At 53.0% G+C, this 20494-nt stretch carries 12 protein-coding genes; 6 read left to right on the forward strand and 6 right to left on the reverse strand.

The annotated features are described in order from the left end of the window. Nucleotide 1: 1 nt before the first annotated feature. From CBE72_RS14450 to CBE72_RS14460, 3 genes are read left to right on the forward strand one after another with little or no spacing between them, the layout of a single operon-like run. Nucleotides 2-1444 (forward strand): alpha/beta hydrolase, encoded by a 1443-nt coding sequence (locus tag CBE72_RS14450; RefSeq protein WP_229672026.1) that lies wholly within the window; start codon nucleotides 2-4, stop codon nucleotides 1442-1444. Then, on the forward strand, nucleotides 1441-2175 hold the full coding sequence (locus tag CBE72_RS14455; RefSeq protein ID WP_028780402.1) for an ABC transporter ATP-binding protein: 735 nt from the start codon (nucleotides 1441-1443) through the stop codon (nucleotides 2173-2175). Before CBE72_RS14450 ends, CBE72_RS14455 begins: the two co-directional genes overlap by 4 nt. Then, nucleotides 2172-3308 (forward strand): ABC transporter permease, encoded by a 1137-nt coding sequence (locus CBE72_RS14460; RefSeq protein ID WP_372584299.1) that lies wholly within the window; start codon nucleotides 2172-2174, stop codon nucleotides 3306-3308. The genes CBE72_RS14455 and CBE72_RS14460 overlap by 4 nt, the downstream gene beginning before the upstream one ends. Nucleotides 3309-3434: 126 nt before the next feature. Here the strand turns inward: CBE72_RS14460 and mog are convergent, their stop codons facing one another. The 3 genes from mog to CBE72_RS14475 all read right to left on the reverse strand — a co-directional run bounded on the left by mog (nucleotide 3435) and on the right by CBE72_RS14475 (nucleotide 5413). Beyond that, on the reverse strand, nucleotides 3435-3968 hold the full coding sequence (gene mog, locus CBE72_RS14465; RefSeq protein WP_025009110.1) for a molybdopterin adenylyltransferase: 534 nt from the start codon (nucleotides 3966-3968) through the stop codon (nucleotides 3435-3437). A 73-nt stretch (nucleotides 3969-4041) separates the two neighbouring features. Continuing rightward, nucleotides 4042-4881 (reverse strand): hypothetical protein, encoded by an 840-nt coding sequence (locus CBE72_RS14470; protein WP_181317059.1) that lies wholly within the window; start codon nucleotides 4879-4881, stop codon nucleotides 4042-4044. Between the two features lie 16 nt (nucleotides 4882-4897). Beyond that, complete coding sequence (locus tag CBE72_RS14475) at nucleotides 4898-5413, reverse strand: NlpC/P60 family protein (RefSeq protein ID WP_100144452.1); 516 nt, start codon at nucleotides 5411-5413, stop codon at nucleotides 4898-4900. A 129-nt stretch (nucleotides 5414-5542) separates the two neighbouring features. Between CBE72_RS14475 and CBE72_RS14480 the strand changes: the two genes are divergently transcribed. From CBE72_RS14480 to CBE72_RS14490, 3 genes are all read left to right on the forward strand, one after another. Then, a complete protein-coding gene (locus tag CBE72_RS14480) occupies nucleotides 5543-6034 on the forward strand; it encodes a GNAT family N-acetyltransferase (RefSeq protein ID WP_100144454.1) in 492 nt (163 codons plus the stop codon). 226 nt (nucleotides 6035-6260) lie between these two features. Then, nucleotides 6261-6842: a phage tail protein gene (locus CBE72_RS14485; protein ID WP_100144456.1), complete on the forward strand. Its 582-nt coding sequence runs from the start codon at nucleotides 6261-6263 to the stop codon at nucleotides 6840-6842. A 121-nt stretch (nucleotides 6843-6963) separates the two neighbouring features. Next, the gene (locus tag CBE72_RS14490; RefSeq protein ID WP_167387682.1) at nucleotides 6964-13890 is read left to right on the forward strand and encodes an Ig-like domain-containing protein; all 6927 of its coding nucleotides are present in this window, start codon (nucleotides 6964-6966) and stop codon (nucleotides 13888-13890) included. Between the two features lie 83 nt (nucleotides 13891-13973). Here the strand turns inward: CBE72_RS14490 and CBE72_RS14495 are convergent, their stop codons facing one another. From CBE72_RS14495 to CBE72_RS14510, 3 genes are all read right to left on the reverse strand, one after another. Further along, nucleotides 13974-16070 (reverse strand): M13 family metallopeptidase, encoded by a 2097-nt coding sequence (locus CBE72_RS14495; RefSeq protein ID WP_100144460.1) that lies wholly within the window; start codon nucleotides 16068-16070, stop codon nucleotides 13974-13976. Between the two features lie 543 nt (nucleotides 16071-16613). Further along, entirely contained in the window at nucleotides 16614-18371 is a 1758-nt protein-coding gene (locus tag CBE72_RS14505; protein WP_100144464.1) for a UvrD-helicase domain-containing protein, read from the reverse strand. Then, the gene (locus tag CBE72_RS14510) at nucleotides 18368-20356 is read right to left on the reverse strand and encodes an ATP-dependent nuclease (RefSeq protein WP_100144466.1); all 1989 of its coding nucleotides are present in this window, start codon (nucleotides 20354-20356) and stop codon (nucleotides 18368-18370) included. The genes CBE72_RS14505 and CBE72_RS14510 overlap by 4 nt, the downstream gene beginning before the upstream one ends. Between the last annotated feature and the right edge of the window lie 138 nt (nucleotides 20357-20494).

Genomic DNA, 20494 nt, shown 5'->3' on the forward strand with positions numbered 1-20494 from the left:
CATGCTGTTGTTGGCACTGGGGCTCTGTTGGACGCCGCTGAGTCAGGCACAGACAGCTTCCGAAAGCACGGGCTGTTATATCGACGGTCTATCTGAGCGTCTGCGTTGCGGCACAATTCGAGTCGCGGAGGATCCGCAAAAACCCGATGGCCGCCAGTTGGCAATCCACTATGCCGTCTTGCCGGCCATCAAAAATACCGCTCCCGATGAAGCCGTACTAGCCATCGCTGGTGGGCCGGGACAGTCGGCCATCGAAAATGCCGCAACCTTCAACCTGATCTTAAGCAAAGTGCGTCAAAACCGGGACATATTGCTGATAGATCAGCGCGGCACCGGCCAGTCCAACGCCCTTGAGTGTGCGGCGTTGGATCTTGAACAAACCCTGGCCTATAACGACGAAGCGCTCGATGTCGAACAGGAAACCCGCAACTGCCTGAGCAAGTTGGATGCCGATATCAGCCAATACGGTAGCGAGCAGGCATTGCACGACTTCGAGGCAGTTCGCCGGCATCTGGGTTATCAGAAACTGCACCTTTATGGCATCTCCTACGGCAGCCGCATGGCTCAGCTCTATATGCGCCACTATCCCGAGGCACTCAAGACAGTGACCCTGGATGGCGTCGTGCCTATGCAGCAGAGTGTGCTGGCCATAGGTGCCGCCATTAGCCGGGCCCAGGATCTGCTGCTGAGCGATTGTGAGCAGGACGCTTTGTGCGCTCAAACCTACCCACAGTTGCGTCAGGAACTGAACCAACTGGCCGAGCGCCTGGGGCAACATGCGGTGATGAAGAAGGTGCCTCATCCGGTAACCGGCGATATCGCCATGCTGACCCTGACCCGTAGCAAGCTGCTCGGCAGCCTGAGAATGGCGCTCTACAGCCCCTCGGTCAGAGCCTTGCTGCCCTACGCCATCCACCGGGCGGCCATGGAGGAATATCAACCTCTGCTGGGGCTGATGGCTCTCAGTGTCGATAGCACAGGTATCGCCATGGGCATGCACGCCGCAGTGGTTTGCGGTGAAGATTGGCCCAGATTGACCGCCGCCGAGCGCCAACAGGCCGAGGCCAGCGTCATAGGCAAAGAGATGCTCAGCAGCCTCGACAGAAGCTGCCCCATCTGGAATGTCCCTGCCGCGGCGGCCACCTTTGCCGAGCCGATAACCAGCGATATCCCCACCCTGCTGCTTTCCGGAGCCAAGGACCCCGCCACGCCGCCTTCCTGGGGCGAGCTGGCCATGGCCCAGTTGAGCAACGCCAGACACTTGATCTCCCCCTATGCCACCCATGGTGTTGCCGCCCAGTCCTGCGCCAATGAGTTGATCGCCGAGCTGGTCAAGGGCACGGCGCCGGACAAGTTGGATGGCGAGTGTCTCAACAAAGATGTGCGTCGCAGTTTCTATCTCAACGCCAGCACAGTGGAAGCCATTCCAGGAGGAACAAAATGATCAAGGTGACCAATCTGAGTAAGCGCATTGGCAAGGTTCAAGCCCTGGATGGCCTGAGTTTCAGCGCCGAAGATGGCATGATTACCGGCCTGCTCGGCCCCAATGGCGCAGGCAAGACTACCTGCCTGCGCACTGTGTTTGGCCTGTTGAAACCGGACGAAGGCATAGCCGAAGTCGACGGCATAGATGTCGGTCGCAATCCGCTGGCGGCCAAGCAGCAACTGGGGTTGTTTCCGGATCCCTTCGGCCTCTATGAACGCCTGAGTCCGAGGGAATATATTCGTTTCTTCGCCGAACTCAGCGGCATGCCGAGTAAGGCCGCCAAGCAGGCAACCGCCGATGTGCTCGGCAAACTCAAGATGGACGATATTGCCGACCGCCACTGCAAGGGCTTTTCCCAGGGGCAGCGGATGAAGACGGCACTGGCTCAGGCCATAGTGCATCAACCTACCAATATTATTCTCGACGAACCCACCCGCGGGCTGGATGTGATGAGCACCCGGGTTCTGCGGGAGCTGCTGTTGGATCTCAAACGCCAGGGCCACTGTGTGTTGTTCTCCAGCCATGTGATGCAGGAGGTCGCCGCCCTCTGTGACAAGGTGATAGTCATGACCCAGGGACGCGTGGTGGCCGTTGGCAGCCCGGCCGATCTATGCCGTCAAACCGGTAAGGAGTCATTGGAAGATGCCTTTATACAACTGATAGGCACGGATGAGGGGATAGCCGCATGATGAGTCGACTCTTGACACTGGTTCGCAAGGAACTGCTGGATGCCGCCCGCGACAAGCGTTCTGTAATGGCAGGTCTCTACTATGCCATAGGCACGCCGTTGATCATGTGCGGTCTGTTTGTGGTGCTGATTGGTCAGCTCTCCAGCCCGGATGATCTGCAAATTCGCATAGACAACGCCGAACAGGCGCCGGATCTGGTGCGCTATCTCGGCCAGAAGGGGATCAATCAGGACAGCGGCGAGCAGGCAGGCGCTCTGATACTGCAGATAAGCGAGCAATATCGGGCGCAGATGGCCAAAGGCGAAAGGGCCGAGGTGATCCTGATAGCCGACAACTCGGATGAAAAGCTGCAGAAATCGATTCGCCGTCTGGAGCGGGCGCTGCAGGGTTATTCCTCCGAAATGGGCAGCCTGCGCCTACTGGCCCGCGGTATAGATCCCAGGATAATGCAGCCGATTAAGGTGCAATTGCAGGATCAGGCCACGCCAGACTCCAAGGGCGGAATGATCCTCGGGATCGCCATTTTCACCATGATCTACTCGGTATTTATTTCCGGGATGAATCTGGCGATAGATACCAGTGCCGGCGAACGTGAACGCAACTCATTGGCGCTGCTACTGAGTCACCCTGTCACTCCGAGGCAATTGGTGATCTCCAAGCTGTTGGCGGTAACTGTGTTTGCCATGCTGGGCTTGATGCTGATTTTGCTGATCTCCAAGTTTGCCTATCCCATGGTGCCCTGGCAGGAGCTAGGCTTCAGCATCAGTATCAGCGCCGAGTTTATTGCCCTGATGCTGTTGATAGGCTTGCCGGTCGCCCTGCTGGCCGCCAGCATGCAGCTGTTTGTGTCCTTCCTGGCCAAGACCTTCAAGGAAGCCCAGTCCTATCTGACCATAGTACTGTTCGTGCCCTTGGCCCTGGCAATGACCGCCAGCTACGACATAGCGCCGGACACCTTGCAGTGGTTGCCGGTCTCGGGGCAGCAACAGGCACTGATGGCTTTTATCAAGGGTAAGGAGTTGCCGCTGCTGCAGCTATTGGTATCCAGCTTGCTGACGTTGGCCATCGCCGCCGCCCTGGTGCTGGGACTGGAACGCTCACTCAAGAGCGAAAAGGTGGTGTTCGGCCTCTGATTCCCTCCCAAGCCGCAAAAGAAAAGGCAAGCCGAGATTCAATATTGGCTTGCCTTTCGATTGCCGAAACCCCGAAACCCGTCCCCCGAAACCCAAGGGTATCGGCCGGGTAAAAACCGGGTTGGCTTATTTCGCCTTGGGACGAAATGGCTTGATCACTGTCTCGTCACATTCGAGGAAGGGGCCTTCCATCAAATCGATACAGTAAGGAATCGCCGGGAATACCGCATCCAGGCACTCACGAATCGACTTGGGCTTACCCGGTAAGTTGACTATCAGGGTGTCATCTCTCAACCCGGCGGTTTGCCGTGACAAAATCGCTGTCGGAACAAACTTGAGTGACTCGGCGCGCATCAGCTCGCCAAAGCCAGGCATCATACGATCGCACACGGCTTCGGTCGCCTCGGGCGTAACATCGCGCTTGGCTGGCCCTGTGCCCCCTGTGGTCACCACCAGACAACAGCCGTCTTCATCGGCCATCCGCTTGAGGGTGGCTTCAATCACCGCCCTCTCGTCCGGGATCACTTCATAAACACTTTCCCACTCACTGGTGAGATAAGCATTGAGAGTCTCTATGATCGCCTTACCGGAAATGTCTTCATAGACTCCGGCGCTGGCACGGTCACTAACGGTTACTATCCCGATTTTGGCTTTGGCCATGCTGTTCCCCTTGGCAAAAATACTTGTGTTGCAGTGGCGCCTAACATACCACAATTAGGCTTTGCTGCCCCCATCAGCGGGAGCATTTTGTCGTCTCGGGGGCGGGAGTCTCAAGTGGCTTGGTTTTCAAGCGGTGCCAGGCGCTCAACGCCAACAGATACAGGGTCGCCACCACAAACGCCAGCACAGTTCCCCAGGCAATGCCGAGCAGCGGATAGAGCCAGCTCACCGCAATCACATAACACATGAGTGACCCCAGGCCTCTGGGATAATGCTTGATAATGGTTTGTGCCTGCGGCGCACCATAGGCCAGATGAATGATCAACAAAAACGGATAAAGCGTAATGGGGAAGGCGGCCAGAATACCGGCCTGAGCCGGCGTCAGCAGTTTGGCAGCCGCCGTGACCAACAGCACTATCATGGCGGCCGCCGCAGCCCTAAGCAGCAATACCAGTGGGCTGAGTCGAACGGGCTTGGCTACTGTAGCGTCCGGTATTTTGGCAAGCACCAAACCCACAAGCACAATCGCCAGCAGCAGCGCCAGGCTTCCACCGAGGAGATTAAGATTCAACAGACTCAGAAGATAGCCACTGAGGCCAAAGGCCAGCAATCCCAGCCCTGAACCCAGCAGTGCGACTAACGGCAGTGGCCGCTCGCCGCCGAGACGAATACCCAGGGCATAACCACAAATCAGCAGCAACGAAGCGATAAAACCGGACAAGGCCGCGGTGGCACTGGCGGCAGCAAAGGGCTCACCCAATTCAATGCCGATAAAAAACAGTGCGATAGCCGTACCAAGCGGATAGCCGGACAAAATACCCGCCACTCTGGGGCTGACCCGCTCGGCCACCAGCGACAGGCCCACCACGGCTATGATGGCGGTAGCTATTTTGGCGAGTAACAGGCTATCCATCTCCCTTCTCCCGACACTAGAGCAGGCGCCTGGCCTGCCAATACTTTTGCTTCCAGTAGCTGTTATCCAGCGATGAGATCATCACCCCCTGACTGGTAGAGGCGTGCATAAACTCATTGTTACCTATGTAGATCCCCACATGGCGGCTACTCCAGCCAGTCTTGAAGAACAGGAGATCGCCCACCTTGAGCTGACTTTTCTTGACCGCAAACCCCAGCTTGCGCTGTTCATCCACGGTGCGCGGCAGCATGATGTCGCTCAATCGCCGGTAAGTCAGGCTGACAAAGCCCGAACAGTCGACACCTCGCTTGCTCATGCCTCCCAAACGATAGGGAACCCCATGCCATTCTCGCTGCATCGTCAGCAGCCGCTGCTGTGACAAGGGCGCTTGCTCAGAGCGCTTGGCTTCGGACTCAGTGCCCACTTGGGGCTTAGCCACTGTAGCCGGAGCGGAAACAGGATCGGGACGACCGGAACAGCCACTCAGGGCGCCCAACAACAGGAATGTCGCCAATATCTGCCACAGCTGCATGCACTTTCCAACTCAGATGCCATTGAAGAACCCCTAATGTGCAATAAGCCGCCGCTATTTGCAAAAATCGGACACCTGCTCCAGGCTATCCTCTGGTCAGCAACCTCATGACTCAAGGATGAGCAAACTATGATGCTTGAATTCACACCTCAGTCCCCATTGTCGGCCTCAATGGCCACGGCCGCCGACACAGCTTTTATCCAAAAAGTCTTCAACTCCTGCCGCTGTTATTTTCTGCACCTGGGCCTACCCGAGGAGATGGCTCAGGTGCTGTTGTTACAACAGTTTCAGCTGCAACAAGCCTGGTTCCAGAATCACTATCCCAATGCCATTACCCAAATACTCCGGGTGCAAGAGCAAGCGGCAGGAATACTCACCCTAAACACAGGTACTGAAGCACTGCATATTCTGGATATGGCTTTGTTACCTGAGTATCGGGGACAAGGCCTGGGCAGCGAATTGCTGAACGCCATTCAATCTCTGGCCCAGCTAAACCAACTGGCGGTGTCCCTGATGGTCGCCAAGGACAATCCGCAAGCGAAAAAACTGTACTTAAACCAAGGTTTTGTTACCCAGGATGTTACCGAGACTCACGAATTGATGCGTTGGGCACCTCACTAACTATCGACTTACGACCACCAAAGACACCATACCTTTGCTATTAACTCCACTCCGGCAAACTTCTATCCACCTCTCATTAAAACGCAGTGACCAACTTGTTATTTCCGGACTTGTGTACCAGTGTTTATGAAGACCTATCACTGCCTCGCAGCGACACCTCTAGGTAAATGGACTTCATCAAGAGGGCTTGCTCAAGCCAAGCCTTCATTTTCAAGGAGTGAATATCATGGCAGACAACTTTATCGGCGAAATTCGTATGGTGGGCTTCAACTATGCTCCGCCAGGTTGGGCACTGTGCGACGGACAGACAATGAGCATTGCCAGTAATACGGCTTTATTCTCTTTATTAGGCACTATGTATGGCGGTGATGGAGTAAGCACCTTTAAGCTGCCGGATCTTCGCGGCCGGGTACCCGTCAGCTTTGGCCAGAGTCCAGGCACCAGTTTCTACAATCAAGGGCAGATGCTTGGAGCCGAGGGGACCAATCTGACAACAGCCCAGTTGCCCGCCCATAACCACGCCATTGACTCAAACCAGATCAATGCCAGTGTCAGCCCACTGGCATCCACCGTCAGCGGCACCACTGATGAGCCTGGTCCCAATACGGTACCGGCAAAGATTGCCAGCGGCCTCAATGCGCTGGAAGCATACAGCACCACGGCGAACACCAGTACGAAACCGTCACCAGTCAGCTTAAATGGCAACACAAACACAACGGGCAACAGTGACACTGTCGACTTGCGCCAGCCGTTAACCGTGGTGAACTTCATCATAGCTTTGGAAGGCATTTACCCTCCCAGAACATAAAGCATCACAATCAACGGCAGTTGGAAGTGTGCTTTCCCGCTGCCGTTGAATTGCTCAAGCTAACACCAGACTATTCAGGGCTGCCAAAACCATGAACTCTTTAATACGGATATTAAGCCTGGTGACATTGTTGCTTTTACCATTTGTACAAGCAAAGAGTGTCACAGAACTAGGGGCAAAGGCTGAGCTCATCTTGGTCGATGCCACAATCTCTCAATATCAAACCTTGCTGGAACAGGCATCTACCACGGCCCTCACCTCTAGACCCATTACCAAATTGACCGAACTCAACGCCTTGATAGCCCAAGACAAGAAGTACTCGGGTTTACACTTGATCACTCACGGTCAAAGCGGCGAAATACTGTTGGCGGGTCACAAGTTGGCGCCACGGGAACTGGCCACCCAGTTGGATCAACTGCTATTACCGGGTGCCCCCCTCTATCTGTACGCCTGTAACTTGGCTCAGGATCCAAAGGGTCAAGCCTTTGTCGATAATCTGGCCTCGATTTTAGCCCGGCCCGTATTGGCCTCAATCAACGCCACAGGCAACAAGCGTCTTGGCGGTGATTGGCAACTCGAATACTCCACATCCTCGGCCATTGCAGCCAGGACATTGTTTTCCGGTGACGTGAGAGGGTTTAATACACTATTGTCCAACACAGCTTACGAATTCTCCGATGGGGATGCGGTTACCCTCACCAATGCCGCCGCCGCGCTATCGAATGACAACACTTTCACCCTAGAGTTGTGGGCCAACCTTCCCAGCGTTTCCGGCGTTATCAATCTGATGGATATTACCGGTACTGCCGACGCGGGCGGCTTTGTTCTCGTCAATGGCCTATTGACGGTGGATTTAATTAACGATTTCGGTAATTTAACCCAGAGCAATCCTATTCCGCTCAGTATCAACACTTGGTATCACTTCGCCTTTGTCTTCGACAGCGGTCAATGGAGTTTTTATGTCAATGGCCAATCCTATGGTAGTGGCATCCCAGACAATGGTGGCAATAACACAGTGCCGGATTATCAAGCGGCAAACGTCAACAACCTGGTCGCCGGTCTTCAAAATCATGGTTCGGTAAACAACTTTACCGGCAAAATAGATGACATCCGCCTTTGGAGCACGGCGCGGACTCAAACCGAAATTCAAAATAACCGCCAGCTCGAGCTGGCGGGCAATGAAACCGGCTTGATTGGCTACTGGAAACTCAACGAAACCAGCGGCACAGTTGTCAATGACAGCCAAACCAATGGTTCCATACTCCAGGGAAGCAGCAGTGGTGTTACATTAGCTGTCGCCGGGGCCTTTAGCGTCAATCAAAGCCCAACAGATATCTCGCTTTCCAACAACTCAGTCAGCCAAAGCGGCGGCAGCAATGCTGTGGTGGGCACCCTGACAACCACGGATGCCGATGTTGGTGACAGTTTCAGTTATGCCTTGATTGCCGGTAGTGGTGACACCAACAATAGCAGCTTCAATCTCAGTGGTGACTCCCTCAGGGCCAACAATGCCTCTACTTTGACCGGCGGCAGTTACAGCATCCGGGTGCAGACGACAGATTCAGGCAATGCCACATTTGAAAAAGCCTTTAGCATCACAGTGGTAGATGACCTTGCTCCGGAAGTGACCGGCATGACTGTCGATGGCTCACCCGCAGATACCGCAACCAGCATCAGTTACACAGTTAGTTTCAATGAATTGGCCAGTAATATCTCGACCGACGATTTCAGCCTGACCACTACAGCTAGCGCGGCCGGTAACATTGCGTCGGTATCCGCCAGCTCAGGCACCAGCGTTACTGTCACTATCAACAATATCAGCGGGAATGGTTCGCTGCGCCTGGATCTGAAAGCAGCAACCAACATCAGCGATGCTCAGGCCAACACAGGTCCGGCTGCCTACACCTCTGGCGATGTTCATACTGTTGCCGTCCCAACTGTTCCCGGCGCCCCCATCATAGGCACGGCTTCGGCCTTGGATGGCCAAGCCGTGGTCAACTTCTCGGCGCCGGCAAGTGATGGTGGTTCTGTGATTACCTCATACCAAGTGACTTCATCTCCAGGCGGGATCACCGCCAGTGGCGCCAACTCGCCGATAGGGGTTACAGGCCTGACCAACGGCACAAGTTATACCTTTACTGTGCAGGCCATCAATGCCGTGGGTACAAGCTCGCCATCCGCACCATCCAACTCGGTAGTTCCAAAGGCAAACCAGACCATTAGCTTCAGCAACCCGGGGGCGCAGGACTTTGGCAGCGCGCCAACCCTTACCGCCACCGCCAGTTCAGGGTTGGCGCCTGTGTTCAGCTCCACGACCACAGGGGTCTGTAGCATCACAACTACCGGCACACTCAGCTTTGTCAGTGCGGGCAGTTGCAGCATTAACGCCGACCAAGCCGGGGACAGCAGCTACAATGCGGCGCCCACAGTGACCCAGAGCTTTACGGTCAATGCCGTGGTGCCCGGAGCGCCCACGTCCGTCAACGCCGTTGCCTCTGATGCCAGCGCCACGGTCAGTTTCAGTGCCCCGGCAAGTACCGGCGGCGCGGCGATCAGCAGTTATACCGTCACCTCAAGCCCGGGTGGCCTTACCGCCAGCGGCGCCGGTTCGCCACTGACGGTCACTGGCCTGAGCAACGGCACCGACTATAGCTTTACCGTCAGCGCCAGCAACACAGCGGGTACGGGCCCGGCCTCGAGCGCCTCCAATACTGTGACCCCCAAGGCCAACCAGAGCATCAGCTTCAACAACCCGGGGGCGCAGAGCTTTGGCACCACGCCAACCCTTACCGCCACCGCCAGCTCAGGACTGACGCCTGTGTTCAGCTCCTCGACCACTGGGGTCTGTACCATCACGGCCTCCGGCACCTTAACCTTTGTCACCACGGGTAATTGCAGTATCGATGCCGATCAGCCCGGAGACAGCAGCTACAATGCGGCGCCAACTGTGACCCAGAGCTTTACGGTCAATGCCGTGGTGCCAGGAGCGCCCACGTCCGTCAACGCCGTTGCCTCTGATGCCAGCGCCACAGTCAGTTTCGCAGCCCCCGTCAGCAGTGGCGGCGCCGCGATCAGCAGCTATACCGTCACCTCAAGCCCAGGCGGCCTCACCGCCAGCGGCGCCGGATCGCCCCTGACGGTCATTGGCCTGAGCAACGGCACCGACTACAGTTTTACCGTCAGCGCCAGCAACACTGCAGGCACGGGCCCGGCCTCAAGCCCCTCCAATACTGTGACCCCCAAGGCAAGCCAGAGCATCAGCTTCAGCAACCCGGGGGCGCAGAGCTTTGGCAGCGCGCCAACCCTTACCGCCACCGCCAGTTCAGGGCTGACGCCTGTGTTCAGCTCCACGACCACTGGGGTCTGTACCATCACGGCCGCCGGCACCTTAACCTTTGTCACCACGGGCAGTTGCAGTATCGATGCCGATCAGCCCGGAGACAGCAGCTACAATGCGGCGCCAACAGTGACTCAGAGCTTTACAGTTAATGCTGTGGTGCCGGGTGTGCCGACGTCTGTCAGTGCTGTCGCGGCCGATGCCAGCGCCACGGTCAGCTTCAGCGCCCCGGCAAGTACCGGCGGCGCGGCGATCAGCAGCTACACTGTCACCTCAAGCCCGGGTGGTTTCACCGCCAGCGGCGCCGCCTCACCGCTGACAGTTAGCGGCCTGAGCAACGGCACCGGCTACAGCTTTACCGTCAGCGCCAGCAACATAGCAGGCACAGGCCCGGCCTCGAGCCCCTCCAATACTGTAACCCCGGAGCCGGATAACAAGGCCCCCAGTATTTCAGGCACTCCAGTCGGCAGCGTAGATCAGGATAGTTATTACAGCTTTATCCCCACCGCCACAGATCCGGATCAAGATCCTCTGACGTTCAGCATCAGCAACAAACCGGCCTGGGCCAGTTTCAACACGGCAAGCGGCGAGCTCAGTGGTACTCCACTGCGGGAGCATGTAGGCATGAGTAACAACATCATTATTCGAGTCTCGGATGGTGCGCTCAGCACAGATTTGGCGCCCTTTAGTGTGGAAGTCAAGGCTGTCAATCAAGCGCCACAGGCCAACCACGACCGGATAACCCAAGCCTTCAGCCAGGAAAATAGTTATTTGCTCGATGTACTGGCCAACGACAGTGACCCGGATGACGATCCGCTGACGATTGTGGATATCAGCACCAGCCTGGGCACTGCAACTGTACTGGGAGATAAGCTGCAACTGACAGTGCCGGAAAACTTCAATGGTCAGGTGCGACTCAGCTACAGCATCACGGACGGAGAGTTTTATGACAGAGCCAAGGTGAGCTTCAGCATAGAAGGCAGTAATCCAGAAGCCCCCGTCATCAATATCCCGGCCGATGTCACAGCCAACGCCACAGGTCTGTTTACCCGGGTAAACTTGGGTCGGGTCGGCGCCATCGACAGCGATGACAACCCCATTCCGGTATCCTTGTTGAACGGCTTCCCGTTTTTTGCTCCCGGCCAACATTTGGCTTACTGGAAAACCACAGATGGCAAGGGGGTAAGTGCCACAGCGTCGCAGTTGGTTACCGTGTACCCCAGGATTAACCTGGGAGCCTCGAAAACTGTCGCCAACTTCACTCAAGTGCAGGTGCCGGTTTTACTCAACGGCTCGGCCCCCGAGTATCCGATGGAAATCCGCTACAGTGTCAGCGGCGATGCGATTGCAGGTCAAGACCATGACCTTGCAAGCGGAAGCCTGCTCTTGAGTCAGGGAATGTCCACCAGCCTGGAGTTCAATGTTTTTGCCGACTTGACCGCCGGGCAACAAAAATCGCTGACAATCACCCTGGACGACGGCCAAAACCCCGGGCACAACGCCGCTACTGAAATACGCATCAGTAACAATAATCTGGCGCCCAACCTCAGCTTGAGCGCCAGTCAACAGGGTGAAATGCGCTCCAGTGTCAGCAGCTCGGATGGCTTGGTAACGGTAACGGCAGAAGTCGCTGCCCCCAACCCGGCAGACAACATCAGCCTCAGTTGGTCCAGCGAGCCAGCGATGACAAACCTCTCGACCTCAACAAACGAGTTCACCTTTGACCCCGCAGTGCTGGCTCCAGGGATTGTGACGCTGACATTGAACGCCATGGACGATGGTTCCCCCCAACTGGGAAGCAGCAAGAGTCTCAAGCTATTGCTGCTGGCACAGCTACCGACTCTTGGGGAAACAGACGCCAACAACAACCGTTTACCGGATAGTGCCGAAGGCTATGGCGATCCGGACGGCAATGGTATTCCGGCCTATCTGCAGGGCGATCACCCCTGTAATGTGATCCCCGAACAGCTCAGCCGCCCCAATAGCTACCTGGCCGAGGCGCAACCCGGCATCTGCTCCCGTAAGGGGCTGCTAGGTCTGCAGCGGCTGGATAAGGGTATTGAGCTGGAAGATGGCTCAATGTTGCCAGATGACAGTGAAGGGAAAATTGTCGGAGGTTTATTCGACTTCGAACTCGAGGGCAGCGAGTATGGCGGCAGTGTCAGCATAGTGATCCCGCAAGTTCAGGCGATACCGGCACAAGCTCAATACCGTAAATATGTCGCTTCCGGCTGGCAGGAGTTTGTAACAGATGCCAACAATCAGGTATTTAGCAGCGCGGGAGAACCCGGATATTGTCCACCAATGGGCGATGCCAGCTGGCAGAGTGGCCTCACTGAAGGTCATTGGTGTGTGCAACTGCTTATTCAGGATGGTGGCCCCAACGACGGTGACGGCCAAGCCAATGGCACCATAGTCGACCCGGGCGGCGTTGCCGTGAAGCTGTCAGCCAACCAAGCCCCCATCGCCCAGGCTGACAGCTTTAGTTTGCCATGGAATCAGCAACATCTGCTGGACGTACTGGCCAACGATAATGATGCCGATAACGACAGCCTCTATCTGGTGCAGGCCAGTGTCTCTATCGGTGAGATCAGTGTCAGTGACGACAAGCTCAGTCTGATGTACACGCCGCCGGAAGACTTTATCGGCAACGCACAGCTGAGTTATACCGTCAGCGATGGCATGGGTGGTACGGCAATGAGCCATGCAGAGCTGGTTGTCTTTTACAACAGGGCACCAGTGGTTAATGACAGCAGCGCCAGCACGGACGACAGGACGGCGATAGAGCTGGATGTATTGAGCACTGCCAGTGACCCGGATGGCGACAGCCTGACGCTGGAAAGCGCTGTGGCTCAATCCGGTAGCGTCAGCATCACAACATCACAGACGCTGAGCTATCAACCTAAGACCGGCTTTGCGGGCACAGACATCATCAGCTTCAGTGTCAGTGATGGCAACGGCGCCTCGGCAACCGCTCAGGTAGTGGTGACGGTCACAGCCTATCAAGAGGTTGTGGTGGAAAACCGCTCTTCCGGCGGGGCGGTCGCCCCCTGGGCCTTGGCACTAATGCTGTTAATGGCAGGATTCAGGCGCTTAAGCCTGCGTTTGGCAAGCCTGCCGCTGTTGCTGCTACTGGCAATTGGGGTCAGTTTCAATGCCCAGGCGCGCTGGTCTGTGAACCTCAACTTGGGTTACAGCCATGCCCGCCTCTCGGAGTCGGATATCAACCAGGCCTTACCGGCAGAGGTCAAACTGACGGAGTTGGACAAAGATGATTTCGCCTGGTCTGTGGCGCTGAACTACCAGGCTAATGATGCCTGGGCGCTGCAGTTTGGCTATCTTGATTTGGGCGAAACCTCACTCATGCTGGCCGGCAGCACACTCGACCCACAGGCCTTGCAGCAATCACTTGCCAACCTTGGGCCGCAACTGGCCTCCGGGGTAACTGCCGGAGCCGAATACCGCTTTTGGCGATACCACGACTGGTCTTTCAGCCTCAACGGCGGGATATTTATCTGGGAGAGCGACTTCAGCAGCCAGAGGCTACAGCAAGAGTTGCGTTATGACGACTCTGGCGTCGACTTCTACTGGGGTCTGGGCGGCCAATATCAACTCTCCGAACAGTGGGCGATCAGAGCCGATTACCGCCGTTATATGTTGGACAGAAATCAGGTAGACGGTGTCTTTCTTGGTCTGGAGTTCTTTTTCTGAGTTTGGATTAGCGCAGGATTGGGCTTAAGCGATCCGCCAAGATGTAAGAAGACCGCCTGACGGCGGTCTTCTTATCGGTAGGCTTACCAGATCCTGACTCTGTCCTCTGGCGCCAAATAGAGCGCATCTGTGGGTTTGACATCAAAGGCGCTATACCAGGCATCCAGATTGCGGACAGTCAGGGCCCTGTAGTTACCGGGGGCATGACCATCGGTGGCAATACGTTGGCGCATGGCCTGATCTCGCATCTTGGTTGCCCAAGTTTGGGCATAACCGATAAAGAAACGTTGATCACCGCTAAAACCGGCAATAACAGGTGCTTCTTTGCCCTTGAGTGACGCCCGGTAAGCATCGTAAGCGGTAGCCAATCCGGCTACATCAGCAATATTCTCCCCCAGAGTCAGTTTGCCGTTGACATGCAAGTCGGGGAAAGGCACATATTTGTCAAACTGCTTGGCCAGGGCGTCCCCTTGGGCGGCGAAATGCTCAAAGTCCGCCTGAGTCCACCAATTGCGCATAGCGCCGCTGGAATCGAAAGCCGCACCATTATTATCAAAGCTGTGGCTGATCTCATGGCCGATGACCGCCCCTATGGCACCATAGTTATAGGCATCGTCGGCCGAGGCATCAAAAAACGGCGGTTGCAGTATCCCGGCCGGGAAGTTGAGCGCGTTTTGCACCGGCAGGTTTACCGCATTGACTATCTGGGCGTTCATCCACCATTCCCCTTTATCTTGGGGCTTGCCTATTTTGGCCAATTGATGAGCGTATTCGGCCTGTTCACCGGCCACGGCATTGGCATAAGCACTCTGCCCCACCTGATAATGGCTGTAATCACGCCAATTATCCGGATAGCCCACACTCACCACCAGAGTATCAACCTTGGCCAGAGCTTCCTGTTTGGTGGCCGGTGCCAGCCAATCAATCGCCTCAACCCGGCCATGGAAGGCATCGACTATGTTATCCACCAACTCGCTGACCTTGGCCTTGGCCGACGCCGGGAAATAACGGCTCACATAGGCGCGGCCAACAGCATCTCCCAGATAATTATCCAACGCCTCCAAGGCGCGCTTATCGCGGCTACGTTGCATAGGCGTGCCTGACAAAGTCGTGCCATAGAAGGCAAAGTGCGCCTGATCCAGCGCCGAAGGCAAGACATCTGTGTGGCTATTGATCTGGTGGAACAGCAACCAATCTTGCCAACTCGCCAGCGGCTCGGAAGCTACCAAGGCCGAGAGTGCGCGGATGGCGGGGCCATGATAAGCGGCAAAGCGTGGCTGCTGGCCAAGTTGCGCGGCCTCAAAGAATGCCTGCCAGTCGATACCCGGGGCCTTGGTGTCAAAGTCAGCCCGGCTCCAAACTGCGGATGATTTGGCAAAGTCTTCACTGTCTTCACGGCTGACGTGGGCGGCAGCTATTTTCAGCTCCAGCGCGAATATTCGCTCGGCCCGTTCACCGGCATTGTCTATGCCAGCGGTTTGCAACAAGGTCTCGACATAGTGGCGATAAGCCTGCCGCAGTTGCTGCATCTTGGGATCGCCCGACAGATAGTATTCCCGCTCCGGCAATCCCAGCCCGCCCTGCAACAGATAGGGCAATACCTCTCCCGGAGTCGCCAGCCCTTGGGTGACAAATACCCCCAGAAGATTCTCAGTGTGATAGTCAGTGGCATTGAGCGGGTCAACATCGGCCCGTAAACTGGCTCCCAAGGCCGCCGATAGCGCCTGTTTGGTTTGCAGGGCTACTATCTGCTTTTGGTAATTCGCCAATGGCTGCAGGCCGGCTTTTTCGATGGCATCAGTATTGGTATAGGCCAGATAAAAATCGGCAATTCGCGCTTCATCACTACCGGCAGCATGGGGCTTGGCCACCAGCTCAGCAATCAATTCGGCCTTGTGCTGCTCGGTCGATTCAAAGGCCACCAAAAAAGACCCAGTTGAGGCTCGGTCGGCAGGTATCTTGGTATCCCGCATCCATTGACCATTGGCGTAATTGTAGAAGTCATCTCCTGGTTTAATACTGGTATCCATGGCCACCAGACTGATGCCTATATTGGCCTCTCCCTGACGGGAAGCCACAGACTGCACCTTGGTTGAAGCAGTCTCTTGAGACTGGCAAGCGGCCAGGCCGCCGAGCAGGGCCGCGGCGGTAAACAGCGCGATTGCATTGGGCTTGAACATGCAAATTTCCTTGATCTTATTTATGGGTTTTCAGGCGTTTGATCTTCGAGTCTATCTCATTTCACCGCTTGGCGGCCAAGCAGAAAACTGTCACAAGATATGAGGCAGATTGCCCCCTGCGCACCCCTTAACCTCAAAAGCGTCTGAGGTAATTCCCACCCAAAAGGCGATAGGCAAAGGCGGATTTCTGGCTTATTGTGGAGAAGCTGTTCAGTATAGTGGTCAAGTAAAACTGGCTTAAGCGGTGGGAGAGGAACAAAGTATCATGCTGGTTGTCTTGACCATCCAATGAAACACCTTTCTGGACAAAAGCTTCTTAGCGAAAATGACTTAGTGGCATCCGTTCAGATAATAAAAAGTATCTTGAAACCTTAAACGCTTGTATGTGCGGTGAAATTGGTTCATATGGTATTTCACATACGTTTAAGTGACTTTCTTCACCGAACGGAGACTCAGCCAGTTCAATTTCGCCATGTGATGTATATACATCAAAAAGCTCGGTATACTCCTGAATCACAAAACTCAAATCTTGTGTGATTTATTTCAAACCTTAAATGGCCAGCCTTTGATATTTTCATGCCCAAAGATTCTACCAAGGGTCGCTATTGATTTATCAGAGAGGCGCTGTGTAAAAAGAAGAGTCAGATTGTGTTTCGCCCTTGAACAGCTGACATAAAACAAGTTTCTATTTCGTTCAAAAGTCGCGTCTTTTCCTCTTGGAACACCGTCTTCCATCCATTCAAGCATTTGATTCCAGTTGTAGTGATTCCAACCGCGGCCGCAAACTACTAGTACGTTATCAAACTGGGCGCCTTTTACTCCATGCTTGGTAGAAAAAGGGGTTTTATCATTTATGTACTCAGCCAAACTTGTGACTTCAGAGTAACGCACAGCTCGAAGACGCCTAATGTTCTCGACAAAACTCAATTCATCTGGTTCCAATGAATCTTGGTCGCGCGCAGAGAGTGTTTGATAACGGACTTCGGAATCCACGACTTTTGTCGGCACTCTTGGCATACTCGTAGTTATCAACAGATCTAAAACATCACCGATTGTAGCCGTGTTTCTAAGTTGCATTAACCTGGCTAGATTCTCATTCCAAGCGGTTTTGTCAGCTTGTGACGTTAAGTAGGAGCGGTTTTTCTTTTTAATCTGAAGCAAATCACCATACTTACGTCGCTGGTAAGCTAGCGCCGTCAACTCGACCGTATCAACAAAAAACTCAATGTATTTATCATTTTTTTTCAGATAGTCTTCTGGATACTTGAAGCAATCCGCCAAATTCTTAAATTTTTGTTCGGTAGCTATCAGGTTATTCGTCAAGAACAGTATTTTTGTTTTAGATAACGACATATCCCAACCATGCTCAACCATTAATGATTTAGTTTGCTGGATAAATCGTCTAGTTTCTTCCTCTGGAAGGTCGTCTTTCCAATGGGTGCCAGTTTGTCGGTGACCTTGCCAATCATTTGAATGATAAACCTTTATGATTCCAACAGAGCTTGGGTCGGATTCGGCTTGCGGTAATTTTGGGCGCATACGATTCAAGCATTCAACGATATTTTTATCAGAACGGAAATTGGCTCTTTTGCCAATTTCGATGATTTTTCCTGCAGGACTGCTAATCAATCCGCAGGCTGTCGAGCCGTATATTTTTTGCCAGTGATCACCAAAAAGACCAACCACAACCCCCGATTCATTATCAATGAGGTTTTGGACGATACTCTCGGCAAGTGCGCTATCAGTGTCTTGATATTCATCAATAAAGATAATTGGGAATTTACTTTTCAGTAATTTCTGGAATTTGGGAAACGCCAACATGCGAGCCATTAACGCGACAACGTCGTCATGATGGAGAGAAATTTCATGTTCTTTAATCGACGCAAAACCTAAATCGTACTTAACCGTTTGATGACTAATCCCTGCAGATTCTGCAATTTTCTCTTGCCACTTTGCTCCCAGCGTAGGGATAAGTTGTCTCAACTGCTCCTGGTAGTTTTGCAAAATACTCCAACTGAAAGCATGAATCGTATCCGCAAAAATGACCGGATTGTTATCGGTTCTTGCCTTAATCTCGTCTTTGGCCACATTTGTATAAGTGATACATGCAACCTGTTTTCCAGATACGATAAACTCATTCGTACGTAAAGAAATCAGATATTTGAGCGACTCAATCAACGAATAGGTTTTTCCCGCTCCGGCACCGGCTTCCAATCTGAAACACTGCCCTTGATCAATACAACCTCTCAAGCTTTCAAGCGTCTCTGCTGACGCCTGTGCTGCGGGGCTCAGTACAGTCATGATTGAACTCCTGCAGCAACTGCCGGAGCTTCGTCTAACCATGCGCACCCTTCTTGGATATACTTGGGGACGAGCCAATCCGTATTACTCATACAATATTTAATAGCAAAATCAGCTTTGCTACTTTTGCCGATATCTTTTGCCTTGTCAAAAGCAGCTTTTTCAAGATCGGGACCAGTTAAGTTATTTAGCTCGAATAACTGACTATTAACCAAGATAAATGCATCTTCAAAGCTACGGCCGCATAAACCACTAACATCTTCATCTACCTGAAATGCAAGTCGCCGACATCCAAAAATTTTAGAACCTGAATCTTTAGCTCTAACAGTCGCTAAGTCAGAATAACCATTCCCGCCAAACCATCTTGAAATGCCAACGTTACTCGACCTATCACCTTGACTCACCATTACAGCGGCATGATGCTGTTTTGAATCAACTGCGTCTAGATCAGTAATAAAGAGGGTTTTAAGTTCAAGGAAATCTATGAATTTGTAGAAGTGGTGAGCATAAGCGCCACCAATTTCGACGACTGACAGGTATTTCTGCCTTAAGTTAGTGCCTAAAGCTGCGTCAATTTTTTTAATCATTTGAGGCAACAATATCCTTTCAGTCGCCCCTTCAACGAGGATCGCTCGGTCCGCGAAATACAGGTCGCATTTTGTGAGCGTCAGGTACTTATGCAAAAACTCTCTGTCGCCAGCTGCCTCGTCACTTTGGAAGGCAACGCCTAGATCCTTAACTTTGGTCTCGTTTCCATTTTTGGAAAGGAAGTAACGAACTTTGCTAAAATCAGCTTCGTTGGCAATATGCGAGGAATGAGTACTCACGATAAATTGTACAGGCCACACCTGCTGAGAATTTAGCTCGCGCTGGAACTGTTCGACGATTTGTTCCAGTTGTCGAATAAATACTTCCTGCATCTGCGGATGAAGATGTGCTTCGGGTTCTTCTATGAAAATCACATGCCCTTTCGGTGGCGTTTGATGGCTTTGAAACTCACGGAAATATTCATAAATTCGGAAGAGGATAAAAATTAGATTCCGCATTCCCAGCCCGTTATAGGTTTCAGGCAATGTGAAATGATCATCTCGTTGATAATAAACTCGGGTATGACTTTCCAGCAGTGATTTCACATTGAGTTCTGTTGCGGCGCTTAAATTTGGATCATGCAAGCCCGGATATCCAAAAATATTCAAAGTCGGCAGTAATGCTTGAACTCTCTGTTGAAAATCAGTATCAACGATTTCCTGCAATCCTTCAACGACAGTATTGATTTCAGCTGATTGCGCCTTAAAAGCTTCAGGCGCTCCAACGCTACTCGCACTTTTGAAAATATTACCTAACGATTTACCAAGCACATCACGTTCATTGTGCGTTTCGTCATCTAAACCACGTTGCGCATTTATCAGTCCCGACAGCAGCAATTTTTTAAATGACGCAAACTCAAGCCGAGCTTTGTTGTGCAGGTTTGTAGGCTCGACCGCGTAAACAGTAGCCTCGTAGTAATGCTCTATCCTAGCTCTAAGATCCAAGAAATATTGCTTTCTGTTGACGCTATCGAGCTCATTAAAAAAATCGCTGATCTTGCCATCTTTTAATTGATAAGAAATCAGGATAATTGTTTCAAATAATTGGTCGTCAAAATCGATAATAAAATCGCCCAGAACACCATATTCATCTGCATTTTCTTCATAATTAATGAGTAACTCTAGCTCGATTGTTGGAAGCATCGGCCTCACAACGTCATCTTCAGCACCGCATTGCAGAGCATTCAGTGCATATTCGAAACCTGTCAGACAGGATTGATTGAAATCCTCATAACGCACCTTGGGACCGGCAGGATTCAGAAAACTGCGAAAAGCCTCCGCAAATGAAGTTTTCCCAGTATTGTTACGTCCAACAATAAGAGTTGTTTTTTCATCAATCGAAAATGACACATCTTTGAGCAGACGATAGTTTTTAATTCGTACGTTTTTTATTTTCACTTTTAATCCCTGACTCAAATTTTATCCGATATTAACAAGCTACTTTGTAGCATTACTAAAATTGGGTCAAATCGTTGCGTTTCAGAGTGAGCCTAAAGTCACGCTACTAAATCACTTTTGGGCATAAACGTTTTAGTA

Origin of the sequence: Shewanella carassii (genome assembly GCF_002777975.1) — a bacterium.
Classification (GTDB): domain Bacteria; phylum Pseudomonadota; class Gammaproteobacteria; order Enterobacterales; family Shewanellaceae; genus Shewanella; species Shewanella carassii.

Excerpts from the sequence above, each read along its gene's own strand:
- mog (WP_025009110.1), bottom strand. The coding sequence starts at position 3,968 with ATGGCCAAAGCCAAAATCGGGATAGTAACCGTTAGTGACCGTGCCAGC.
- CBE72_RS14475 (WP_100144452.1), bottom strand. The coding sequence starts at position 5,413 with ATGCAGCTGTGGCAGATATTGGCGACATTCCTGTTGTTGGGCGCCCTG.
- CBE72_RS14470 (WP_181317059.1), bottom strand. The coding sequence starts at position 4,881 with ATGGATAGCCTGTTACTCGCCAAAATAGCTACCGCCATCATAGCCGTG.
- CBE72_RS14480 (WP_100144454.1), top strand. The coding sequence starts at position 5,543 with ATGATGCTTGAATTCACACCTCAGTCCCCATTGTCGGCCTCAATGGCC.
- CBE72_RS14460 (WP_372584299.1), top strand. The coding sequence starts at position 2,172 with ATGATGAGTCGACTCTTGACACTGGTTCGCAAGGAACTGCTGGATGCC.
- CBE72_RS14495 (WP_100144460.1), bottom strand. The coding sequence starts at position 16,070 with ATGTTCAAGCCCAATGCAATCGCGCTGTTTACCGCCGCGGCCCTGCTC.
- CBE72_RS14450 (WP_229672026.1), top strand. The coding sequence starts at position 2 with ATGCTGTTGTTGGCACTGGGGCTCTGTTGGACGCCGCTGAGTCAGGCA.
- CBE72_RS14455 (WP_028780402.1), top strand. The coding sequence starts at position 1,441 with ATGATCAAGGTGACCAATCTGAGTAAGCGCATTGGCAAGGTTCAAGCC.
- CBE72_RS14485 (WP_100144456.1), top strand. The coding sequence starts at position 6,261 with ATGGCAGACAACTTTATCGGCGAAATTCGTATGGTGGGCTTCAACTAT.
- CBE72_RS14505 (WP_100144464.1), bottom strand. The coding sequence starts at position 18,371 with ATGACTGTACTGAGCCCCGCAGCACAGGCGTCAGCAGAGACGCTTGAA.